Origin of the sequence: Caldicellulosiruptor changbaiensis (assembly GCF_003999255.1) — a bacterium.
GTDB classification, from domain to species: Bacteria; Bacillota; Thermoanaerobacteria; order Caldicellulosiruptorales; family Caldicellulosiruptoraceae; genus Caldicellulosiruptor; species Caldicellulosiruptor changbaiensis.
In genome coordinates, this window is sequence record NZ_CP034791.1 from 2,291,282 (window position 1) to 2,311,394 (window position 20,113).

The following is a 20,113-nucleotide window of genomic DNA, read 5'->3' on the forward strand; positions in this document are numbered from 1 at the left end:
ACCATATTAACTTTTCTGCTCGAACGGTTTTTATTATTGAACCCTATCCCAATTCTATTGGTTTATACCAAATGTTGTTCTCAAAAGAGTAACGTACTCTTCGTTTTCAGTTTCGTCAAGAAAGCTGCCAATTATTTTACTGCCGTCTATACACAAAATATAAGTGCCTGCGTCTTTTCCATCTTTTTCGACACAATAACCGAAAATAGTTAAAGTTTTCCCTTTATATGCCTCAAGCTTAAATGCTTTAATTAACCTTTTTATTTTAGAATACCTTTCAAATTGAGAAAGATTTTTGGGCAAAACAATCTTATATTCAAATCCACTATTCACCTTTATAGCATAACCTTTTTTCTTGACAAAATCTGCTGCAATTTCAGCAGTGTCTCTGCTATTTTTGTTACTTTTCCAAATTCCACACTCTAAAACTATAAAAAGCACAATTCCAATCAACATTATACAACTCAAACTAATCCACACCTTTGACCTTTTCATTTTCCTTCACTCCAAAAATCTATAATTTTCTTTACATTATCACAAGAGTTATTATTTGTCAATATTATCATTGTAATATTTTGAAACATTTGCACTCCTTAAGTGAAAAATATTTGATAATTGTATCTTTGTTTGGTATAATATAGAAGAAATGAAATAACAGAATTAGTTAAATACATAGATTTTTTCGCTCTGAAGAGGGCTGAAAAAATGGAAAAAAGGATGCTATATAAATCTTTTAATCTGACAAAATCTTTTGGAAAAAAGGTTGTATTTGAAAGGTTGTCTTTTGAGATATTTGAAGGTGAGTGTGTATTGATTGAAGGACCAAATGGATCCGGTAAGACAACCCTGTTAAATATACTATCAAAATTTGATATAGACTACCAAGGAGAAGTACTTTTCAGAGGAGTTGATCTTAAAAAAGAGAATTTAAAGGATTTGCCAATTTCTTTTTTACCAGATGAACCTATTTACTATGAAGCACTTACAGTAAAAGAGCATATGAAGCTGGTTGCAATAACGTATGGATATTCAAAAAAAGAAGCACAGTCACTCATTGACTCTATCTCTGTCGTTTTAGATTTAAAAGACTATCACAACTTCTTTCCATCTTGGCTCTCTAAAGGAACTAAACAGAAGTTTATGATAGCTCTAAGTCTTTTGAAAAGATTTGATGTTTACATTGCAGATGAGCCTTTCGCTAATTTAGACTCAAAAACCATTTTGACATTTTGTGAGATATTAGAAACGCTAAAAGAATGTGGGAAAACTATTATTTTGACATCACATCAAAAAAATGAGCATTTGGAAAAGCTTGTTGACAGAAACATTATTTTAGCGAAAGGACGAAACCTAAAAAGATGATATTTACAATACTCAAAGCAGAAGCAAGGGATACTTTTCAGCTATATAAAAAGTTTCTGAAAAATTATCTTCCTGCGGGACTTGGATCAACCTTTATACTTGCAGCATTGCCACTCGTGTTGCCTTTTACAGATTTATATGTTTTAATTCTTGCATTTGAAAAATTTCTTGTAATTTTAAAGTCAAATGCCATTTTTCAAATGCTTGTTTTGGTAGCTTTCTTTTTCTTAAAAACTTTGACGTCTAAAATAAGTACACTCTGTCCTCAAACTCCAAGCATCAAAATCTTTTATTATTCTACAAACTGGCTTTTGTTTAGAGTATTACTGTCAGTGATATATAAGATAATTAAATTGGCTCTTTTTTACTTTTTTGTTTATTTCTTTACTCTCTATTTCTTTGACTTTATCACAAATAAAGAGATGATTGTTTTTCTAGGCAGTTTCACAAAAAGATTCTTTTTTGCTTCAATTTGTGCTGAGTTTATAATACTCTTTAAATCATTTTATATTAGTAAAAATAGGAAAAGCATTAAATTTTTATTTGTCATTATAACCATCTTAGGTTTCATACATAGGCTTGAGTGGTTAGTAGCAGTTTTATTTGTACTTCTGATATTTTTGCATCAACATTGGGATTGCAAAAAAATTACAGAGTTAGGCGCTATCATGTATAAAATTAAAGTTGGATTTGCAAATGGCAATTTTAATTATCTAACTGATTATAGCTGGAGACTTTATAGCTTAATCACCCCAAGTCTGCAAAAAAGCTTTGAAGTGTATATGCCAAAGATATTTGCTTCAATATATAAAGATTTAATCATCATCAAAAGAACATCTCTTTCACAGGTAGTAATGGCATTAATTATTGCTGTGTTTCTTGGTTTTGCTTATAGATATTTTGGACAGTATAGAGAAATAATTTTCCTACTTCTGCAGATTTTTGTAATCTTTTCTATAAAATTTTTGCCTGCAAACCAGGACGATTTAAAAAAAGATGTTTTTTATTTTAAAAATCTACCATCTTATAAATTCATAACTCCTTTGCTTGCATGCATTTTTTCTTTTTTATTGTACCTTCTTTTTGTGATTGTGTCTGGTACTTTACAATACAAATTAATTCTTTTACTGTTCGTCTTGCTTTTAACAAACTACCTTGCCCTTTTGTCAGCAAGTCATAAAAGCAAATTTAATCTTTCATCAGTTGCTGAGTTAGGAGTTTATATATTTCAGTTTAAGATTATCGAGATGTTTTTTACTCCCATCCTGTAATTTTATATAAAAAGCTGGCAGTTTAATGCTGCCAGCTTTTACATTCTTAACATCTATAAGCCTATTAATCACTTCACCCTACTCTCATGCATCTTAAATAACTCTGGCATGACCTCACGTACTACCATTTCAAGCTCGTCATCACCAATAACAGTTGTTCTACCGTTTTCGTACTCTTTGTCAACCCACTCTTTTATTTTAGCCACTCGTGGGTCACGCTTGTCAATCCTCTGGTCGCCCTCAAGCCTAAAGTAGGTGTTAATCCATGCTGCAATACCAGCAAGCCCTGAGTGTGCGTCAACTGCAATGACAATTGGCCTGTTTAAAATCTTTTTTGTATCAAAGATGTTGTAAATCTCCTCATCTTTCAAAATACCATCTGCGTGAATTCCTGCCCTTGTTGCGTTAAATGCACGACCAACAAATGGTGTTCGAGGTGGAATCTCATAGTCAAGCTCTTTTTCAAAGTAGTCTGCAATCTCTGTGATAACCTCAAGCCTCATGTTCTTTGTTGTTCCGCGCAGCTGAGCGTATTCAATTACCATAGCCTCCAAAGGCGTATTACCTGTTCGCTCGCCGATTCCCAAAAGTGAGCAGTTAACAGCAGACGCACCATATAGCCATGCAGTACCTGAGTTCACAACAGCCTTGTAAAAGTCGTTGTGACCATGCCACTCAAGCCACTCAGAAGGAACCTCTGCATAGTGTCTAAGTCCATAAATTATGCCTTGAACACTTCTTGGCAGTGCAACCCCTGGGTATGAAACACCAAGCCCGAGTGTATCACATGCCCTGATTTTAACCGGCATGTTTGCCTGTTTTGCAAGTTTCATGAGCTCATTTGCAAACGGCACAACAAAGCCGTAAAAGTCTGCTCTTGTAATATCTTCAAAGTGGCAGCGTGGAATTATGCCATTTTCAAGCGCCGCCTCAACAATTGAAAGGTACATCTCCATTGCCTGTTTTCTTGTCATGTTGAGCTTTTTGAATATGTGATAGTCAGAGCAAGATACAAGTATACCAGTCTCTTTTATTCCCATTTCTTTTACAAGCTGGAAATCTTCTTTTCGTGCCCTAATCCATGAAGTAACCTCTGGATAGCGATAACCTCTTTCCATACATTTGATTACTGCTTCTCTATCCTTCTTAGAGTACAGGAAAAACTCTGTCTGCCTGATGACACCAGAGTCATTGTCAAGCTCATGTAGATAGTCATAAAGCCTCACAATCTGCTCAACTGTATAAGGTGATCTTGCTTGTTGACCATCTCTGAAGGTTGTATCTGTTATCCATATCTCATCAGGCACAAACATAGGAACATGCCTGTGATTGAATGCTATCTTAGGAATTTCTGTATATGGAAAAATATCTCTGTAAAGGTTTGGCTCTGAAACATCTTGGAGTGTATATTTATACGCTGCCTGCTCAATCAGATTTGTCCTTGGGTTAAACTCTACTTTTGCCATAAACTTACCCTCCACATTGTATATATGTATACAATTTTGTTTATGAGATATATTATATTCTACTTTTGCATTTTTGGCAATAGCATATTGCAAAACTTTAAGGTAGGCAAGAGTATATTTTAAGATATGAACTAAAATTTTGCAAGATGTAAATTTTGAGTCTTCATAAATGGAATTATTTTCTTACTGTTCTTCTTCAGTTTCATCACTATACAACACTTTTTGTGCAGCCTCATCAGAAGAAAGGCTTTCGACGTTTTTGAGCTTCCTTTCGATAGTCCTTGTCTTTCTTGCAGCAGTGTCTATTGTATCCTGAGCTTCAAGAAGCTTCTTTTTGACCTTCTCTAAAACCTCTCCAAACTTTGAAAACTCAGTCTTGACAGCTGACAAAAGCTCCCATACCTCGCTTGTTCTCTTTTCAATAGCAATGGTCTTAAACCCAAGCGCAAGGCTATTTAAGATAGCAGATATTGTTGTTGGCCCAGCTATTATGACTTTATATTCTCTCTGGACATACTCAAAAAGTCCAGGAATTCGCAAAACCTCTGCATAAAGTCCTTCAGTTGGCAAAAACATGATTGCAAAATCGGTCGTCCTTGGCGGGTCTATGTATTTTTCCTTAATTGTCTTTGCATTCTGTTTTATGCTGTTTTCAAGCTCTTTTGAAAACTTCGAAATCTCGTCAATATTGTTTTTCTCCTGCGCCTCAAGCAGACGCTCATAACTCTCAATGGGGAATTTGGAGTCTATAGGAAGGTATATAAATTCATTTTCATTTGAATTTTTAGATGGAATCTTAATAGCAAACTCAACCTGCTCTTGTGTATGAGGTTTTATCCTCACATTTCTCTCATATTTAGAAGTATCCAAAATCTGGTCTATAATGTTTCCAAGTTGAATCTCACCCAAAGTCCCACGCACTTTTACATTGCTCAAAATCCTCTTGAGGTCACCAACACCGTTTGCTAAGGCCTGCATCTCACCCAGTCCTCTATGGACAAGCTCAAGACGTTCTGATACAAGTTTGAAAGACTCACCAAGCTTGGCTTCTAACGTCTGTTGGAGGTGACTATCTACTGTCTGGCGAATCTGCTCAAGCTTTCTTTCGTTCTGTTCTTGAATTTGCGAAAGTTTTGAATCCACTTCTTTTCTTATTGTTTCAAGCTTTTCTTGGCTTGTTGTTGTAAGGTTTAAAATTTGGCTTGAGAATGAATCAAACTGCGATTTTTGAAACGACGAAAAGTCAGAAAACATGCTCATAAGAAGATTGCCAAATGAGCTGATTGTGTTTTGAACCTCGCTTCTATTTTGCGAAATCTGTTCAAGAGTGAGATTTTGAAGCTTGTCGAGCATCTTTTCAATGCTCTCAAACTTTTCTTCTGCTCTTGTTTGAAAAGAGGAGTTTTTTATACTAAATACTAATACGATATTCACAACAAGAAGGATTATTACAAGCAACAAAAGAGCAATTTCCACCTTTAAAATTCCCCCTCAAAACAAATTTAAAAAACGGGCTGCCTTTTTTACAACCCCATAGCAGCCCACTTTTGCTAAAGTGTCAAAAACCCATATTATCTAATCTCTTTCAACAAAAAGGCTTACTCTTCTAAATCCAAGAGCTCTTTTAGTTCATCGTCATCAAGTGCAACCATTGGTTGTTGAATCTTTTTGGTGTCTTTTATAATCTCAAACTCACCAACAGAGTACTCTTTTACCTCAACATTCTGCTGCTCATCCTCAAATCTCACCTTAACCTTCTCTTTTAAGACATTTACCTCAACAACCTCGCCCTCGCCATCAGCAGTTCTCACAATTGCACCAATGCCAGGAAGTTTTAGCATAGCCTCTTCATAGAATTTTTGCTCATATGTCAGGCAGCACATAAGCCTTCCACAAAGCCCAGAAATTTTTGCAGGATTTAAAACAAGCCCCTGCTGTTTTGCCATCTTAATTGAAATTGGCTGAAATTCGCAAAGGTGTGTTGCACAGCACACCTCTCTTCCGCACGGACCCAAACCGCCTCTGAATTTTGTATCGTCCCTGACACCAATCTGTCTTAATTCAATCCTTGTTCTGAAAACTGCTGCAAGGTCTTTTACAAGCTCTCTAAAGTCAACCCTTCCCTCTGCAGTGAAATAGAAAAGTAGCTTGTTGTTGTCAAACGTATACTCTGCATGAAGTAGTTTCATTGGAAGGCCGTGTTTTTTGACCTTCTCTTTACAAATCTCAAGCGCCCTTGCAGCCTTTTCAATATTTTCCTGAGCCTTTTTGTAGTCCTCTTCTGTTGCCTTTCGCACAACCTTTTTAAGAGGCTGAACTATCTCCTCATCAGGCACTTCTCTTTTCTCTATCATAACTTTGCCCATCTCAATCCCACGGACAGTCTCAACAATCACATCATCGCCTGCTTTTAAATCTATATCATTTGGGTCAAACCAGTATATCTTCCCTGCTTTTTTGAATCTCACTCCAACAACTTCTGCCATAATTTTTAGCCTCCTGATAGTTTTAAGAAAATCATGTCAAGCACATTGTCTGAGATAACATTTGCGTCCGGATATTTCTCTAAAATCATAAAATCTTGTAAAAGTTTGTATATATGACTAATTGTATGTTTGTTTGAAAACTCTATAATCTTTTCCAATTTGTCTGTGTTTGTAATGAGTTCAATACTCTTTGTTTTTTTATAAAAAAGTGCGTCTCTTAAAAAGTATATAATGTTTCCAAACAAAAATTCAAAATCGTTCTTTAGCTTCTCAAAATCACTTTCGAATTCCTTTATCAAGTCAAAACTTGCCCCATCATAGCAAAGGAGTTTATCAAAAATATAGTCTCTTTTATTTTGAACCTCTTTGTTATAAAAATCAAGAGCAATTTTAGGATTACCTTTGCAAAGTTTAACTATATAGTCTTTTGGCTCAAGACCATTTTGTTCTAAAATCTTTGCTATCTCAGACGCAGAATATCTCTTGAAAGAAAGCACAATAGACCTTGATAGTACGGTTGGTAAAAGCCTTTCAATGTTGTTACATGTGATTATAAAAAGTGCATAAGTAGGAGGTTCTTCCAAGGTCTTCAAAAGAGCATTCTGAGCACTTATTGAAAGCTCTTCACCCTCTTCAATTATAAACACTTTTTTATCCGAAAAAATAGGACCTCTTGACAACTCTTTTATAATCTCTCGGATGCTCTCAACAGAAATCTCTTTTTTATCTTCTTGCCTTTTTATAATATGAAAATCTGGATGTGAAGAAGCCTCAAAAAGACGGCAAGATTTACATACACCACAAGAAGACTTATTCTCGCACAGAATGTGTTTTGAAAATACCCTTGCTAAGAGCTTTTTGCCAAACCCTTTTTCACCTTCGAATATATAAGCATGAAAAGGGTTTTTAAGTGCTTTTTTGAGCGTAAATACAATTTCCTTTTGACCAACAAACGTATCTAAATTCATTTTCTGTCCTCACCTGCTACATAAATAAATCTATCAAAAGTCCTTTTATCTCACCAACATATGATAAAACCTTTATATTATCAGCTTCTTTTTTGATAATCTCTTGTGTTAGCAAATCCATTTTCTCGTCAATCTTCTTGACTATTCCAAATATTTTGTGTCTGCCTTTTTTGCCAAAAAGGCTTTCTTTGAAATATTCATGAGAAGAAAAAACTGTATACGACAAGAGCTCTTTTATGGATTTTTTATACTCTTTTAAAGTCACCAAATCCATCTTTTTTGCAAGGCTTTGACCAAGAGAATCTATCTTTTCTATAAGCTCTTTTATTCTGTTTATTAATTGATCCCTTTCAAGTTGCTTTACATATCCCAAAAAAGACTCTTGCTTTCTTTCCACCTTCTTAGGGTCTTGAAAAAATGTTACATTAGATATATTGTTTCTTTTTACATCTTCTATTCTCATATTCATTTCTCACTTCTTTTTCTCAATTTTTAAACCTTTTCAAACCTCTCAATGTTGAGGACAAATATTGTCGCACCACCAATTGTTATTTCTATAGGGTATGGAATGTACACACCTGCTGAAGGATTGTTTGTAACAGGTGATGAAACAATCTGTTTTCTTGTTTTGCATTTTTGGGAAATTATATCAATCACTTCATTTACCCTATCATCATCTATACCTATTAGCAGAGTGGTATTGCCAGAGCGAAGAAAACCGCCTGATGTTGAAAGTTTTGTTGCCATAATCCCCTCTTTCTGAAGACTATCCAAAAGCCGTCCCACATCCTCATTCTGAACAACCGCAACAACCAGCTTCATCTTCTTTTCTCTCCTCTCAAGCTATTTTGAAGGCTATTTTTACCTCTTTTTCAAAAGATCATCTATCACTTTACGCACCTTTTCAAATACATCCTCAACTGTCCCCTCTGCTTCAATATTTACACACTTTTCAAACCTCTTTGAAACCTCTTTAAAACCATTGTAAACTTTTCTGTGAAAATCAAAATTTTCTGTGTCAAGCTTGTCGTTCTTGCCAGCCATTTTGAGTCTTTGCAGAGCAATCTCTGGACTTAAGGTTAAAATAATGTACAAATCAGGTTTTATTTTCTCTTCAAAAATAGAGTTAAGTTTTATTATATTCTCAACTCCAACTCCTCTTACGATGCCTTGATATACAATGCTACTTAAAATGTACCTATCACAAATGACAACATACCCATCTTCAAGCGCGGGAATCAAAACATTTTTTACATGCTCATTTCTGTCAGCTGCAAGAAGCAAAGCCTCAGTTAGCCCATCCATTTTGTACGCAGGGTCCAAAAGAAGCTTTCTTATTCTAAACCCTACTTCTGTTCCGCCCGGCTCTCTTGTTGTGACAACCTTGTAGCCCTTTTCCTTGAGATATTTTTCCACTTTCAAAATCTGAGTGCTCTTACCAGAACCGTCGTTTCCTTCAAATACAATAAACTTACCTTTCATCAACTACATCAACCTCATTTTCTTCTATAAAATCCTTTCCCAAAACTTCTTCGAGATATTCTATTATGTCTTTATCTATAACCTCACCCTCAACTATCACAGGATAGCCCGGTGGGTAAGGAATGATTGCCTTTGCACATATAAACCCATCTGCGTTTTTTATCTTTACCTTTGTCTTTTTATAATCATCTATCTCGTAAATCTTCAAAACCTTTTTTGGTCTTGGAGGCAAAGGAAATGGTTTTTTCTGTATCTTCCCCTTTTTCTTTATTATATCATAAAAAAAGTTTTTTAAATTTTCAAAATTAGAGAAGCTATCGATAATCGAAAAATAAAACAAAATCCTTCTTTGGTCAATTGCCTCTGGTATAATGGAATATCTTGAAAGAAGCATTTTTATATCTTCAATATCATGTCCTAATTTGCCAAAGTCAAAAAGAAGCTTTAGTATATCTATATTTTTAAATCGGTAGTTTGTATACTCTAAAATTGGCAAAAAAAGTTCTCTCAGCTTTTTTTCAAGCTCATGATAGAGAGCTTCCCCAAATCTTTTGGAAAACTCTATACCATACTCACTCCAAAGCACAAGGACATATGATGAGCTTGTTGTATGAAGAAAAGTAAGCATCTCATTTAGTTTTCCATTGTCTTCTAAATTTGACAAAAGCAAAGCTGACTGGTTTGGGCAGGGTAAGGTTTTGTGAAGGCTTATAATACAGATATCTGCCCCTTCATCTAATGCTGTTTCTTTCCCTACAAATTTATAATATCCCCCATGCGCTTGGTCTACTATTAGTTTTTTGTTATACTTCTTTGTAAGTGTAGAAATAGCTTTTATATCCTGATTTATCCCATAATATGAGGGTGAGGTTATTATTACAATCTCTGATTTTGTTTTTTTCAAAGCCTCTTCAAGTTCTTTTTCATCAATATATGTATAAATTCCAAGTAGCGAATCATACTTTGGATAGATATACTCTATATCAAGCCTCAAAATCCTTGCGATATTGTAGATGCTCTTGTGCGCATCCCTGTTTATAAGTATGCTCCCAAAAGGCTTTGAAAATGCTGCTATACAAGATTGTAGAAGGTGTGTTGAACCCTGAAGAGATAAAAAAGAGTACCTTGAGCCAAAAAAGCTATTTATGTTTTCTAAAAACTCTTTGAGAAAGCTTGTAGGATTCAAAAGGTCATCTGTGTAGACTGTTTCTGTAACATCAAAATATGGATAGGCATTTTTAATGCTATCGGGGAAAATCTCTTCCATGCCTTTGTGCCCTGGCATATGAAGGCGCTGGAAATTGTAATTTTTAAGGCTATTAAAAACCTTCAAGTTATTTAAGATTTCTTGCATACTTTCTCGGTCCAATCTCATATATATCTTCTCCTTGCGAATCTACTGCAACAACACATGGCAAATCCTCAACCTCAATCTCTCTTATTGCCTCAGCTCCAAGGTCTTCAAACATCAAGATTTTTTGGGATTTTACACAGCTTTGAATTAAAATAGCAGCTCCACCAAATGTGGCAAGGTAGATTGCACCGTAGCTTTTTATCGCTTCTTTTACCTGCGGACTTCTTTTACCTTTTCCTATTAAGACTTTGACACCAAGCTTTAAAATTATAGGTGTGAAAATATCCATCCTACCTGCTGTGGTAGGTCCACACGGCCCGATTACCTCACCCGGCTTTTCCGGACATGGCCCCATGTAGTAAATAGCACTGTTTTTAAAGTCAATGGGAATATCTTCTCCCCTTTTGAACATATCAATGAGCCTTTTGTGAGCAGCATCTCTTGCAACAAAGAGCCTACCACTGACCAAAACCTCTTGCCCTACCTTAAAGCTTTTTATTTCCTCTTCATTTGTAACTGGTATGTAAAGCCTCTTCAACTTTTGCTCAACCTTTCTTTTTAGGTTATGTAAATAAGTTAAAGACCGGGCAAGCAAAATTTCTACCCGGTCTTCCTCATTGAAAAAGATTACTCTCTTGGCTTTGGAGCATCAACTGGACATACATTTGCGCATGCGCCACATGAAATACACTCTTCCTCATTAATTACATACTTGCCCTCGCCAGGTGATATGCACTGAACTGGGCATTCGCTCTCGCATGCGCCGCAAGAAATACAATCGTCTGTGATGTAATATGCCATTTTATCTTTGCCTCCCTTTTTGAAAATAAAGTTCACTTCTATAATAATACCACGATTTTAGAATTTTTAAAATAGATTTTTTGAATATATCCCAAGTTTGTAATTTTTATAGTTATCATTTCATTATATTTTCTCCTTTGTCCCCTCAAAGGAAGTGTTATAATAATGAGAAGAACTAAGATAACTATTGTGAACGTCTTGGTTTTGTTTTGAAAAAGACTTTTTTCGGACATTTTTTCACTCCATTGATTCTTGACTATTTAACTACTTTAATGTACCAATCTGTTTTCATTTAAACAAACTGTTTTTGCATCCACTATTTTGAATGCTTATCTTCTATGATATAACCTATTTTAGCTACCATCCCCAAATGGTTCCTGTCAAAAATCTGCCAACTATTAGAAAATAAGCTAAAAATAATGCATTAAGTGAGTACATGTAATGAAGAAAAATATTGTCAAAAATAGAAACAAGTTAATAAAGAAAGACTAATAGATAAAGGTACTAACAAAACATTTTTTGTAATAAGTTTTAGCTTTATTTTAAATCTTACCTTCTCGTCGACAACTAAAATTTTACTAAACAAAAATCTAATCATACCTCTATTTCTCTTCCTTCCCCTCTAAAAGCTTTTTAATTTCCTCAAGCTCTTCTTTTGATATCTGCTCATCCTCTACAAAGTTCGCAACAAGACGTTTTAGTGACCCGTTGTATAGTTTTTGTAAAAAGTACTTTGTCTCCTCTTTCCTGTACTGCTCCTCTGTTACAAGTGGATACAACTTCTTTGGAAAACTGTTTTTGTCAGCCCCTATTGCACCTTTTTTGATTAATCTTCCTATCAATGTGTGTATAGTCTTTGGATTCCAATTAGTCTTTGGCCTCAAAACCTCTATAATCTCTGGAGATGTGAGGGGAGATTTTTCCCATAAAACCTTCATCACCAAAAACTCTGCCTCTGAAATCTGCGGGATGTTCTTCTCTTTTCTCATTTTTACATCTCCTCCTCGTATAATATGATTATCAAATCACTTAAAACTTCATATCTCAATTGGTACATTTAATTATCAGTACCAATTGATTACTGGAAATTCATTTTGATAATGCACCTTTCTTAAAACACTCATTTCTCAAAAATTGAATATTAAAATTGACTGCTACAGTTTAAATTTGCCCTTTATCTTTGGTAAACTAAAATCAGAAAAAGTTTAAGCCTGATTTAGTTTATTTGGATATATTTTGAACACCTCCTGCTGGACGTGCTTTGACATCTGCACGCCACAGCTTGCGAAAGACTGAACCCCAAAGGATTACATGAGTAATGTTTACTCGTTTGCTGTGCACGGTCAGGTTACCACATCTGATTTGAGCATATCAGATGTGTGCACCCTGTAAACTGCTCCGTAGCTCTAATATCGGCGAGGCTGCATTACATGTAATCCCCAAGGATAAAGGGCTTAACACTTTTTCTTACCACTACTTGCAAAAAGGAGGTCTTCAAATTGCCAAATACTTTAATCGTGGGCATTGATATCAGTAGTCAGTCAAATTCTATCTTCTTCATCGATGATGCCGGTAATCACTTGATTAAAAAACCTTTTTCCTTGCCTAATGATCAAGAAGGCGCTAACGAATTAATCAAAAGAGTTATTGACTGCCTCAGCCAGTATAATCTATCCTGTATTAAGTTTGGCATGGAAGCAACTTCACATTACGCTTGGCATCTGCACTTGTATCTTGCTTCTTCATCTGAACTGCTGCCATATAAACCAACTTTTTATGTTCTCAACCCAAGCATAGTCAAAGGCTTCAAAAAAATCTACACTTTCTTGCCTAAAACAGATAGCATCGATGCAATTATCATCGCTGAATGTGTCAGGTTCAGCAAACTCAACCCAACACCTTTGCCTGATTTTAAATATGCTGCACTACAACGCCTTACCAGAATGCGCTATCATCTTGTTCACAATCTAACTCGCGAAAAAAACAGAGCTCTCAATCTCATATACCTTAAATTCTCTACTTATTCTCAAGACTGTCCATTTTCAGATATCTTCGGTAAAGCTTCTTGTGCTATCATCGAAAACTTTACACCTGATGATATCGCTTCTATGCCTTTAGAAGACTTAATTAAATTCGTATCCGATAACGGCAACAATAGACTCTCAGATGTCAATAAAATCGCTGAAATACTTAAAACCGAGGCTCAAGCGTTCATACAGATTACATCCTCTGTTGGCTGAGGCAAATGACTTAGCTTTGTCTATGACCCTTGAAAACATTAGATTTATGCAAGAACAACTTAAAAAACTCGACAAAGAAATCTCAAAACTTCTTAAAGCTTTCTCTCAAACATTAACAACCGTCCCTGGCATAGGAGATGTTCTTGCAGCCGGCATCATCGCTGAAATCGGTGATATCAAGCGCTTCAAAAATGAAGCTGCTTTGGCAAAGTATTCTGGCCTTGTTTGGACTCAGTACCAATCAGGCAACTTCAATGCCCAAGATGTCTCATTAGCTAAGTGTGGTAACCAATACCTGAGATACTATCTTGTTGAAGCTGCTAACTGTGTAAGGGTGCACACAGTACGCTACAAAGCCTTCTACAACAAGAAGTTCTCAGAGGTTACCAAGCATCAGCATAAACGTGCCCTCGTCCTAACCGCAAGACGCTTAATTCCTTTGATCTTTGCCATGCTCAGCAAAGGTCAAATATATCAAGAAAGAGGTGATGTTTACAATACTTAGTTAGTCCCAATTTTTTAATTTAATAATCTTTCCCAAACAAGCTGCCAGTTAAATTTTTCCATGCTGAGCGGCTCGGTATTTTATTGTCTTTTTTGCCCTAATTATCTAAAAAAATTTTTTAAAAAACCCCCTTGACATTATACCGTTTGTCTTTTTTGAAAATTTGATTCTTAAGTTTATCTCTGTAATCCTTAATTATTACATTACACCTTTAATCTTAAATTGTCAACTAAAATTTGAAAGAAAGTGAATAGGTTGCCTTGTTTTTTTAGCATTCTCCTTAGATTGTAAACAAAAATGTTAGATAAGAATTTGTGAAAGACTAATAATATTGACACGTAATTTATCTAAATGATAAAATAGTTTCGCTTGTTTAGAGAACCAGTTTGTCTCTGTGGAGGAAACAATGAGAAAAGAGAAAGTGATTAAGATAAGCATTATTTTAATTTTAATTATTGCAGTAGCACTTATTATTAATTTTGTACCTACATTCAAACTAAAAACAAAAAATATGAAGTTAATAAAAGGAAATTGGTTAGACCTCTATTATGAAAAAGAAGAAGCTGCAGCTTTAGATGCTTTTAATTACGCTGAAAAGAAAGCAGAATATTTGTGTAAAAAATTAGCTCTTAAGCAAAAATACAAAATAAAAGTCTTTATTTATGATAAACAATCTACATTCCAAACAAAAAAATATGGACTTGTCGCTCTTCTTCTAAATCTTGATTGGTATATTGGTGATAATGTTGGTTCTACAGTAATACTGACTTCCCCTGCTAATCCAGGGAAAGTACATACTTATGAAAGTGTGAAAGAGACACTTCCTCATGAAATGGTCCATGCTTATCAATATTTGATTAATCCAAGAATGAAGAAGTGGTTGAAAGAAGGCGTTGCACTGTATCTTACAAACAGAGGACAATTGAAAAGGGGGGATTTACAAAGACTAAAAATACCTACATATGAAGACATTCAGACAGAAAACCCTGTGAAGTTTGCAAATATAAATGGATATACTTTTGCTGATAAATATATTGAATATTTAGACAGAAAATATGGATGGAGCAAAATTTTACAACTGATGAAAACCAATGACTGTAAAAAAGTGTTTAATAAAACAGCGAAAGAAATATACAATGAATGGGTTGAATATCTATATGCTTACTATAATTAACCGCTGTCGTCAATTCCCATGTTATAAACTCAAAAGTCATTCGGCAAAGATATTATCCCATTCTTTTTTACTATTATCTTTATTGTATTTAAAGATTCTTTGATGTATATTATCAAATAATATCTACAAAATCTCCATAAACATCAAATGTACCAGGCCCTTCTGGTGTTCCTCTTCTTATTGCATCAAGTATAACCAATTCCATTATCTGAAACGGGGAGGCGGACTATAGTCTTTAAAGTTTGCTTTTCATTAGTCTCGTTTGTTTTTAAATTTTAGTCATATGCTTTTGTACTACTTAGAGTTGCTGAAAATCCTGAAGAGTAAACTTAGATAATAGTACAAAGCAAAACAGCCATTAATACTTACCTTCGATTTCTCATCAAATAACTTCCTTTCCTGATATTTTAAGTCTTTGTTGATTTTTTCTTTTATACTATGTCTTATTCTATTGAGAAATTTTATACAAGAATATATAACACAAAATGGTAGCTTCCAACTTCCCTGCAGGGAAGCTGGGATATATTGTCAACTAATATCATACTCAGTTCGTCGTCTTAATCAAATTACAATTTCCAGTTCATTTTAAAAAAGTGTTGCATTTAATATTGCAATTTAGAACCAAATTTTTTAAGCTGCTTTTAGAAAAGCCATCACTGCTATCAAATCTTAGAGGTAAACTTAATCAAGAATTCTTTTTAATTTCTAATTTGTAAATATCAACATAAACAATACAGTGAAAAAATTTTGTGGAGCTTTGATTTTCACATGCTCCACAAATGCACCTCCTAAAAATTTCCTACACACTTTTGACACTATCGTGTAGAAGTTGAGATTTTACATATTCAAAGAATTAGGTTATAATTTGATTAGGCAAGTGTTAAAAATCTTTAAAGAAAGGGATAATCAATGTTTCTCAAAAAAGAAGTGAGAAAAAGAGAACAAAAAAAATTGATAAAAGAAAATAGGCTTTTAGAAGCAGCGTATAATTTGTTTATTGAAAAAGGAATTACAAATACAGCAATAGACGAAATCGTCAAAAAGGCAGGAGTGGCAAAAGGCACTTTTTATCTTTACTTCAAAGACAAGGAAGATATTCTTGAAAAACTCATTTTGAGAAAAAGTGCTGAAATTGTAAAGAAAGCGTTGGCAGAAGTTGAGGATAAAGACTTTCCATCTCCTGTTGACAAATTTTTGTTCTTTTTAGAGTACATAATCGATTACTTAAGTAAGAACAGATTTCTATTTAGATTTTTGAAAAAAGATTTTTCGTGGGTATTTTTTAAAAAAATTACCGACAATGAGGAATTTTCTGAAATAAAGCTGGCTAAAGAGATGCTATTAAAAAACATAAAAACAAACTATTCAGAAGATGAGCTTGAAATAGTTGTTTTTATGATTCTTGAGCTTGTTAGCTCAATCACATACTCAAGTATTGTAAAGGAAGAGCCTGCTCCAATCGAAAAGGTAAAACCTCTTCTTTTGGCTACAGTTCGAAAAATTCTTGAAAATTGATTTTTACATTTTCTTAATCTCTATTCACAAACTTTTCACAATTTATTCACACACCCTTTCTCTTTTTGTCTTATAATTGATATCACAAAAACAATCAAAAAAGGAGTAGAAAAACAAGAAGATGTCTCAAGCAGTGTCTTTCAAGGCCGAACATCCAACCATAAAATCCTTTTTTGCACTTGGTACAGATATAAATTAATTTCATATTTTATGGAGACAATTTTGAAAATGCATTAAATGAAGCAGTCGAATTCATTTATCAAACAGAAGCTAAATTGTCAGTATTCAAACCAAAGAGCGAAATATCAAAACTAAATAGATTTGGAAACTATTTTTCAATAAAGTTGAGCCCAGAAGTTTATCAGTTGGTTGAAAAGGCAGCTGAATACAGCAAAATAACAGATGGGTATTTTGACATTACAGTAAAAAACCTTGTAGATTATTGGAAAGATTGCCAAAACAAAAATCAAATGCCTTCAAAAAGCCAAATTGAAGAAGTCCTTTTTTCTGTTGGATTTGAAAATATAAGTTTTTTGCCAAATAATAAAATAAAATTAAAAAATGGTGCAAAGCTTGATTTAGGTGCTATTGCAAAGGGATTTGTTGCTGACAAAATTAAGGAAATATTCAAGAAACATAGCATAAACTCTGCAATTGTTGACTTAGGCGGCCATATTCTTGCACTTGGCAAAAAAAGAGAATTGCCATGGAAAGTTGGCATACAGCATCCCACAAAAAACAGGGGTGAAATTGTGGGAGTTATTGAAATATTTGATATTTCTGTAGTTACGTCAGCAAGCTATGAAAGGTATTATAACATTCATGGCAAGAAGCTTTCGCACATAATAAATCCAAAAACAGGCTATCCAGTTGAAGATTATATTGCAAGCGTTACAGTTATTGATAACAACTCAACATTTGCTGACGCAATGTCCACTGCACTTTATGCAATAGGTCTTAAAAAAGCAATAAATTTTATCCAGGATTTTAAAACTATTGACGCGATTGTAATTACAAACTCCAGAGAAATTTATCTAACTCCCAAGCTAAAAGAAAGATTTACCTGTACAGATAATTCATACAGAGTAATATCTATAAATGAGGTGATAATACTGTGAAAAGAAAAATTTTACCAACGCAAGTTATAAGATTTTTTGTTCAGCTTTTTTCTTTGCTATTTTTCCCTATGTCTTTTGCAATATTGCTGTCTCAGATAAAAAGTCTGTATTTAGCTATTATAGGTAAAGAAACTTTTAACTGGAATTCAAATTTCATTCTTTTAATTGTAACAGTAATTGTAACCATTTTCTTTGGCAGATTTTTCTGCGGCTGGATATGCGCTTTTGGAACAATTACTGAATGGACAAACCTTCTTTTTAGAAAGCTCTTTAAAATTAAATTTGAGATGCCAAGAAAAGTTGACAAAGCTTTAAAAGGCTTAAAATACATTGTACTTATTTATCTTATCGTTTTTATCTGGACTTTTGGAGACAAACAACTTGTAGACCCATGGGATGCTTTTGACAATCTCGTTTCTTTGAACTTTAATATTTCTCTCTATTTAGCAAACTTTGTCTTTTTGCTATTGATACTCTTTTTTTCACCATTTGTTTTAAAACCATACTGCAGATATTTTTGTCCACTTGGTGCAGTTTTTAACAAAGATTCTGCAAGAAGTCTCCATCTTCTGTAAGATGGAGATGAATTGCAGTTGATAAATATTTGGTTTCGGTATACAATAAAACTGGTGATGACAATGAAGTTAGATACTAATAAACATTCAGTATTTCTACTGTACTATCATTTGATTTTGGTAACAAAATACAGAAGAGATGTGATAGATGAAAGAATTTCAAGAAGACTAAAAGAAATTTTTGAGTATATTCAACCTAATTACAACATAACCCTGGTTGAGTGGAATCATGATAAAGACCATGTGCATGTTTTGTTCAAGGCAACTCCTACAACATCACTTTCCAAGTTTATAAATGCTTATAAAAGTGCTTCTTCAAGGCTTATAAAAAAGGAATTTCCTGAAATTAGGCAAAAACTGTGGAAGGAATATTTTTGGTCAAGAAGTTATTGTTTGCTGACAAGTGGTGGTGCACCGGTTGAAGTGATTAGAAAATACATTGAAAGTCAAGGTGAGAAAAGAAAATGTTGAAAGCATATAGGTATCGAATATATCCAACTAAAGCACAGGAGGAATTCTTTGAAAAGATATTTGGTTGCTGCAGATTTGTATGGAACAAGATGTTAGAAGAAAAATTGGAAGCTTTGAAACAAGGTAAAAAAGTTCCAAGAATAACTCCAGCAAGGTATAAAAAAGAATATCCTTTCTTGAGAGAAGTGGATAGTCTTGCACTTGCAAATGTTCAGCTTGAGCAGGAAAAGGCATTCAAAGACTTCTTCAAAAACCCAAAGCATTTTGGAATACCAAAGTTTAAGAGAAAAAAAGACAAGCAGTCATATACAACGAATAACCAACAAACTAAGAGCGGAAACGAAACAATTAGGGTAGATTTTGAGAAGGGGATTTTGTATTTACCGAAGGTGAAAAGTGGAATAAAAGCAGTATTTCACAGGGAGTTTGAAGGAAAAATAAAATCAGCAACAGTTGTTAAGACAAAAGCAGGCAGGTATTATGTAAGCATACTTGTAGATGTACAGGACCCAAGAAATAAGAAGGAAAATCGAATTTTTGAGAATGAGGTAACCAAACGAGAGAATTTTATCTGTGGGATAGATACAGGGCTTATAAGTTTTGTTACAATTGCAAATGATACAGGGATTTCGAAAATTGAATACCCAAAGTATTTGATTAAAGCTGAAAAGGGACTAAAAAGGTTGCACAGACAGTTGTCAAGAAAGAAAAAAGGTTCTAAAAACTGGGAGAAAGCAAGAGAAAGACTTGCAAAGGAATATGAATATGTAAAGAACTCAAGGGAAGACTTTTTGCACAAGACATCTAAGACCATCATAGACGAGAACCAAGTCGTGGTGGTCGAAAGTTTGAACGTAAAGGGATTATCAAGAACAAGATTATCGAAACACATTCTTGATAGTTCATGGTCAAAGTTTTTGAGATATCTTAAATACAAGGCAGATTGGTATGGCAGGAGAATCATAGAGGCAGACAGGACATTTCCATCTTCGAAAATGTGTAGTAAATGTGGATATATCAACAAAGAGCTAAAGTTGAAGGATAGGATATGGATATGTCCGAAATGCAAAGCAGTCCATGATAGAGACGAAAATGCGGCAAAAAACTTGAGAAACTATGGAATTGCTTATATAAGGAATCAGTAGGGTGGGAACCACCCGAATTCACTCCTGTGGAGATCGGACCTCTACTACTGGTCAGCCCAGTAGCAAGTCTGGTCAATGAAGCAGGAAGCCTCCACCTCTTCAGGTGGATGGTAGTTCACTATCATATCAAGGATAAGATTAGCATTTGTTAAAAAGAAAGAGAAAAATTGTGGTCAATGT

The 20,113-nt window shown here is 34.2% G+C and carries 21 protein-coding genes and 1 pseudogene; 9 read left to right on the forward strand and 13 right to left on the reverse strand.

Annotated elements, in window-relative coordinates; genetic code table 11:
• Positions 1 to 54 precede the first annotated feature (54 nt).
• Complete coding sequence (locus ELD05_RS11130) at positions 55 to 495, reverse strand: DUF4830 domain-containing protein (protein ID WP_127352480.1); 441 nt, start codon at positions 493 to 495, stop codon at positions 55 to 57.
• A 210-nt stretch (positions 496 to 705) separates the two neighbouring features.
• On the opposite strand from ELD05_RS11130, the gene ELD05_RS11135 reads away from it, so the two are divergent.
• The gene (locus ELD05_RS11135) at positions 706 to 1,362 is read left to right on the forward strand and encodes an ATP-binding cassette domain-containing protein (protein WP_127352481.1); all 657 of its coding nucleotides are present in this window, start codon (positions 706 to 708) and stop codon (positions 1,360 to 1,362) included.
• A gap of 64 nt (positions 1,363 to 1,426) precedes the next feature.
• On the opposite strand, the gene ELD05_RS14815 is transcribed toward ELD05_RS11135, so the two are convergent.
• Positions 1,427 to 1,555, reverse strand: a complete 129-nt coding sequence (locus ELD05_RS14815; RefSeq protein WP_277601415.1) for a hypothetical protein — start codon at positions 1,553 to 1,555, stop codon at positions 1,427 to 1,429.
• A 475-nt stretch (positions 1,556 to 2,030) separates the two neighbouring features.
• Here ELD05_RS14815 and ELD05_RS11140 point away from each other — a divergent pair, with 475 nt between their 5' ends.
• On the forward strand, positions 2,031 to 2,633 hold the full coding sequence (locus ELD05_RS11140; RefSeq protein ID WP_127352482.1) for a hypothetical protein: 603 nt from the start codon (positions 2,031 to 2,033) through the stop codon (positions 2,631 to 2,633).
• A 68-nt stretch (positions 2,634 to 2,701) separates the two neighbouring features.
• Here ELD05_RS11140 and ELD05_RS11145 read toward each other — a convergent pair whose 3' ends face one another.
• The 11 genes from ELD05_RS11145 to ELD05_RS11195 form a co-directional block, all read right to left on the reverse strand.
• On the reverse strand, positions 2,702 to 4,099 hold the full coding sequence (locus ELD05_RS11145; RefSeq protein WP_039766300.1) for a 2-isopropylmalate synthase: 1,398 nt from the start codon (positions 4,097 to 4,099) through the stop codon (positions 2,702 to 2,704).
• A 183-nt stretch (positions 4,100 to 4,282) separates the two neighbouring features.
• Positions 4,283 to 5,575, reverse strand: a complete 1,293-nt coding sequence (locus tag ELD05_RS11150; RefSeq protein ID WP_127352483.1) for a DNA recombination protein RmuC — start codon at positions 5,573 to 5,575, stop codon at positions 4,283 to 4,285.
• A 122-nt stretch (positions 5,576 to 5,697) separates the two neighbouring features.
• The gene (locus ELD05_RS11155) at positions 5,698 to 6,585 is read right to left on the reverse strand and encodes a PSP1 domain-containing protein (protein WP_011916310.1); all 888 of its coding nucleotides are present in this window, start codon (positions 6,583 to 6,585) and stop codon (positions 5,698 to 5,700) included.
• Between the two features lie 5 nt (positions 6,586 to 6,590).
• Positions 6,591 to 7,553, reverse strand: coding sequence for a DNA polymerase III subunit (locus tag ELD05_RS11160; protein ID WP_127352484.1), 963 nt, complete (start codon positions 7,551 to 7,553; stop codon positions 6,591 to 6,593).
• A 16-nt stretch (positions 7,554 to 7,569) separates the two neighbouring features.
• Complete coding sequence (locus ELD05_RS11165; protein WP_241243480.1) at positions 7,570 to 8,022, reverse strand: YaaR family protein; 453 nt, start codon at positions 8,020 to 8,022, stop codon at positions 7,570 to 7,572.
• Between the two features lie 23 nt (positions 8,023 to 8,045).
• Positions 8,046 to 8,375: a cyclic-di-AMP receptor gene (locus ELD05_RS11170; protein WP_127352485.1), complete on the reverse strand. Its 330-nt coding sequence runs from the start codon at positions 8,373 to 8,375 to the stop codon at positions 8,046 to 8,048.
• Positions 8,376 to 8,414: 39 nt separating this feature from the next.
• Entirely contained in the window at positions 8,415 to 9,038 is a 624-nt protein-coding gene (gene tmk / locus ELD05_RS11175; RefSeq protein ID WP_127352486.1) for a dTMP kinase, read from the reverse strand.
• Positions 9,025 to 10,410 (reverse strand): aminotransferase class I/II-fold pyridoxal phosphate-dependent enzyme, encoded by a 1,386-nt coding sequence (locus ELD05_RS11180; protein WP_456298346.1) that lies wholly within the window; start codon positions 10,408 to 10,410, stop codon positions 9,025 to 9,027. The genes tmk and ELD05_RS11180 overlap by 14 nt, the downstream gene beginning before the upstream one ends.
• Positions 10,370 to 10,927: a FumA C-terminus/TtdB family hydratase beta subunit gene (locus tag ELD05_RS11185; protein ID WP_127352487.1), complete on the reverse strand. Its 558-nt coding sequence runs from the start codon at positions 10,925 to 10,927 to the stop codon at positions 10,370 to 10,372. Before ELD05_RS11185 ends, ELD05_RS11180 begins: the two co-directional genes overlap by 41 nt.
• A gap of 89 nt (positions 10,928 to 11,016) precedes the next feature.
• A complete protein-coding gene (locus ELD05_RS11190) occupies positions 11,017 to 11,190 on the reverse strand; it encodes an indolepyruvate ferredoxin oxidoreductase subunit alpha (RefSeq protein ID WP_011916303.1) in 174 nt (57 codons plus the stop codon).
• Between the two features lie 602 nt (positions 11,191 to 11,792).
• Positions 11,793 to 12,179 carry a BlaI/MecI/CopY family transcriptional regulator gene (locus ELD05_RS11195; RefSeq protein ID WP_127352488.1) on the reverse strand — a complete coding sequence of 129 codons (387 nt, stop codon included), beginning with the start codon at positions 12,177 to 12,179 and terminating at the stop codon, positions 11,793 to 11,795.
• Positions 12,180 to 12,689: 510 nt separating this feature from the next.
• On the opposite strand from ELD05_RS11195, the pseudogene ELD05_RS15065 reads away from it, so the two are divergent.
• The 7 genes and pseudogenes from ELD05_RS15065 to ELD05_RS11230 all read left to right on the forward strand — a co-directional run bounded on the left by ELD05_RS15065 (position 12,690) and on the right by ELD05_RS11230 (position 19,933).
• A pseudogene (locus ELD05_RS15065) lies at positions 12,690 to 13,935 on the forward strand (IS110 family RNA-guided transposase).
• Between the two features lie 406 nt (positions 13,936 to 14,341).
• A complete protein-coding gene (locus tag ELD05_RS11205; RefSeq protein ID WP_127352489.1) occupies positions 14,342 to 15,109 on the forward strand; it encodes a basic secretory protein-like protein in 768 nt (255 codons plus the stop codon).
• 909 nt (positions 15,110 to 16,018) lie between these two features.
• Positions 16,019 to 16,624, forward strand: coding sequence for a TetR/AcrR family transcriptional regulator (locus ELD05_RS11210; RefSeq protein WP_011916300.1), 606 nt, complete (start codon positions 16,019 to 16,021; stop codon positions 16,622 to 16,624).
• A gap of 275 nt (positions 16,625 to 16,899) precedes the next feature.
• A complete protein-coding gene (locus ELD05_RS11215) occupies positions 16,900 to 17,742 on the forward strand; it encodes an FAD:protein FMN transferase (RefSeq protein ID WP_241243482.1) in 843 nt (280 codons plus the stop codon).
• Positions 17,739 to 18,317, forward strand: a complete 579-nt coding sequence (locus ELD05_RS11220; RefSeq protein WP_127352490.1) for a 4Fe-4S binding protein — start codon at positions 17,739 to 17,741, stop codon at positions 18,315 to 18,317. Before ELD05_RS11215 ends, ELD05_RS11220 begins: the two co-directional genes overlap by 4 nt.
• Positions 18,318 to 18,380: 63 nt before the next feature.
• The gene (gene tnpA / locus ELD05_RS11225) at positions 18,381 to 18,788 is read left to right on the forward strand and encodes an IS200/IS605 family transposase (protein ID WP_164742626.1); all 408 of its coding nucleotides are present in this window, start codon (positions 18,381 to 18,383) and stop codon (positions 18,786 to 18,788) included.
• On the forward strand, positions 18,782 to 19,933 hold the full coding sequence (locus ELD05_RS11230; RefSeq protein WP_127352492.1) for an RNA-guided endonuclease TnpB family protein: 1,152 nt from the start codon (positions 18,782 to 18,784) through the stop codon (positions 19,931 to 19,933). The genes tnpA and ELD05_RS11230 overlap by 7 nt, the downstream gene beginning before the upstream one ends.
• The last annotated feature ends 180 nt before the right edge of the window (positions 19,934 to 20,113 follow it).

Coding starts and splice junctions, on each gene's coding strand:
- ELD05_RS11130 (WP_127352480.1), bottom strand. CDS start 495: ATGAAAAGGTCAAAGGTGTGGATTAGTTTGAGTTGTATAATGTTGATT.
- ELD05_RS11135 (WP_127352481.1), top strand. CDS start 706: ATGGAAAAAAGGATGCTATATAAATCTTTTAATCTGACAAAATCTTTT.
- ELD05_RS14815 (WP_277601415.1), bottom strand. CDS start 1,555: ATGGCATTTGACTTTAAAATTACAAGAAATTTTTCAAATGCAAGAATT.
- ELD05_RS11140 (WP_127352482.1), top strand. CDS start 2,031: ATGTATAAAATTAAAGTTGGATTTGCAAATGGCAATTTTAATTATCTA.
- ELD05_RS11145 (WP_039766300.1), bottom strand. CDS start 4,099: ATGGCAAAAGTAGAGTTTAACCCAAGGACAAATCTGATTGAGCAGGCA.
- ELD05_RS11155 (WP_011916310.1), bottom strand. CDS start 6,585: ATGGCAGAAGTTGTTGGAGTGAGATTCAAAAAAGCAGGGAAGATATAC.
- ELD05_RS11160 (WP_127352484.1), bottom strand. CDS start 7,553: ATGAATTTAGATACGTTTGTTGGTCAAAAGGAAATTGTATTTACGCTC.
- ELD05_RS11165 (WP_241243480.1), bottom strand. CDS start 8,022: ATGAATATGAGAATAGAAGATGTAAAAAGAAACAATATATCTAATGTA.
- ELD05_RS11170 (WP_127352485.1), bottom strand. CDS start 8,375: ATGAAGCTGGTTGTTGCGGTTGTTCAGAATGAGGATGTGGGACGGCTT.
- ELD05_RS11180 (WP_456298346.1), bottom strand. CDS start 10,410: ATGAGATTGGACCGAGAAAGTATGCAAGAAATCTTAAATAACTTGAAG.
- ELD05_RS11190 (WP_011916303.1), bottom strand. CDS start 11,190: ATGGCATATTACATCACAGACGATTGTATTTCTTGCGGCGCATGCGAG.
- ELD05_RS11195 (WP_127352488.1), bottom strand. CDS start 12,179: ATGAGAAAAGAGAAGAACATCCCGCAGATTTCAGAGGCAGAGTTTTTG.
- ELD05_RS11205 (WP_127352489.1), top strand. CDS start 14,342: ATGAGAAAAGAGAAAGTGATTAAGATAAGCATTATTTTAATTTTAATT.
- ELD05_RS11210 (WP_011916300.1), top strand. CDS start 16,019: ATGTTTCTCAAAAAAGAAGTGAGAAAAAGAGAACAAAAAAAATTGATA.
- tnpA (WP_164742626.1), top strand. CDS start 18,381: ATGAAGTTAGATACTAATAAACATTCAGTATTTCTACTGTACTATCAT.
- ELD05_RS11230 (WP_127352492.1), top strand. CDS start 18,782: ATGTTGAAAGCATATAGGTATCGAATATATCCAACTAAAGCACAGGAG.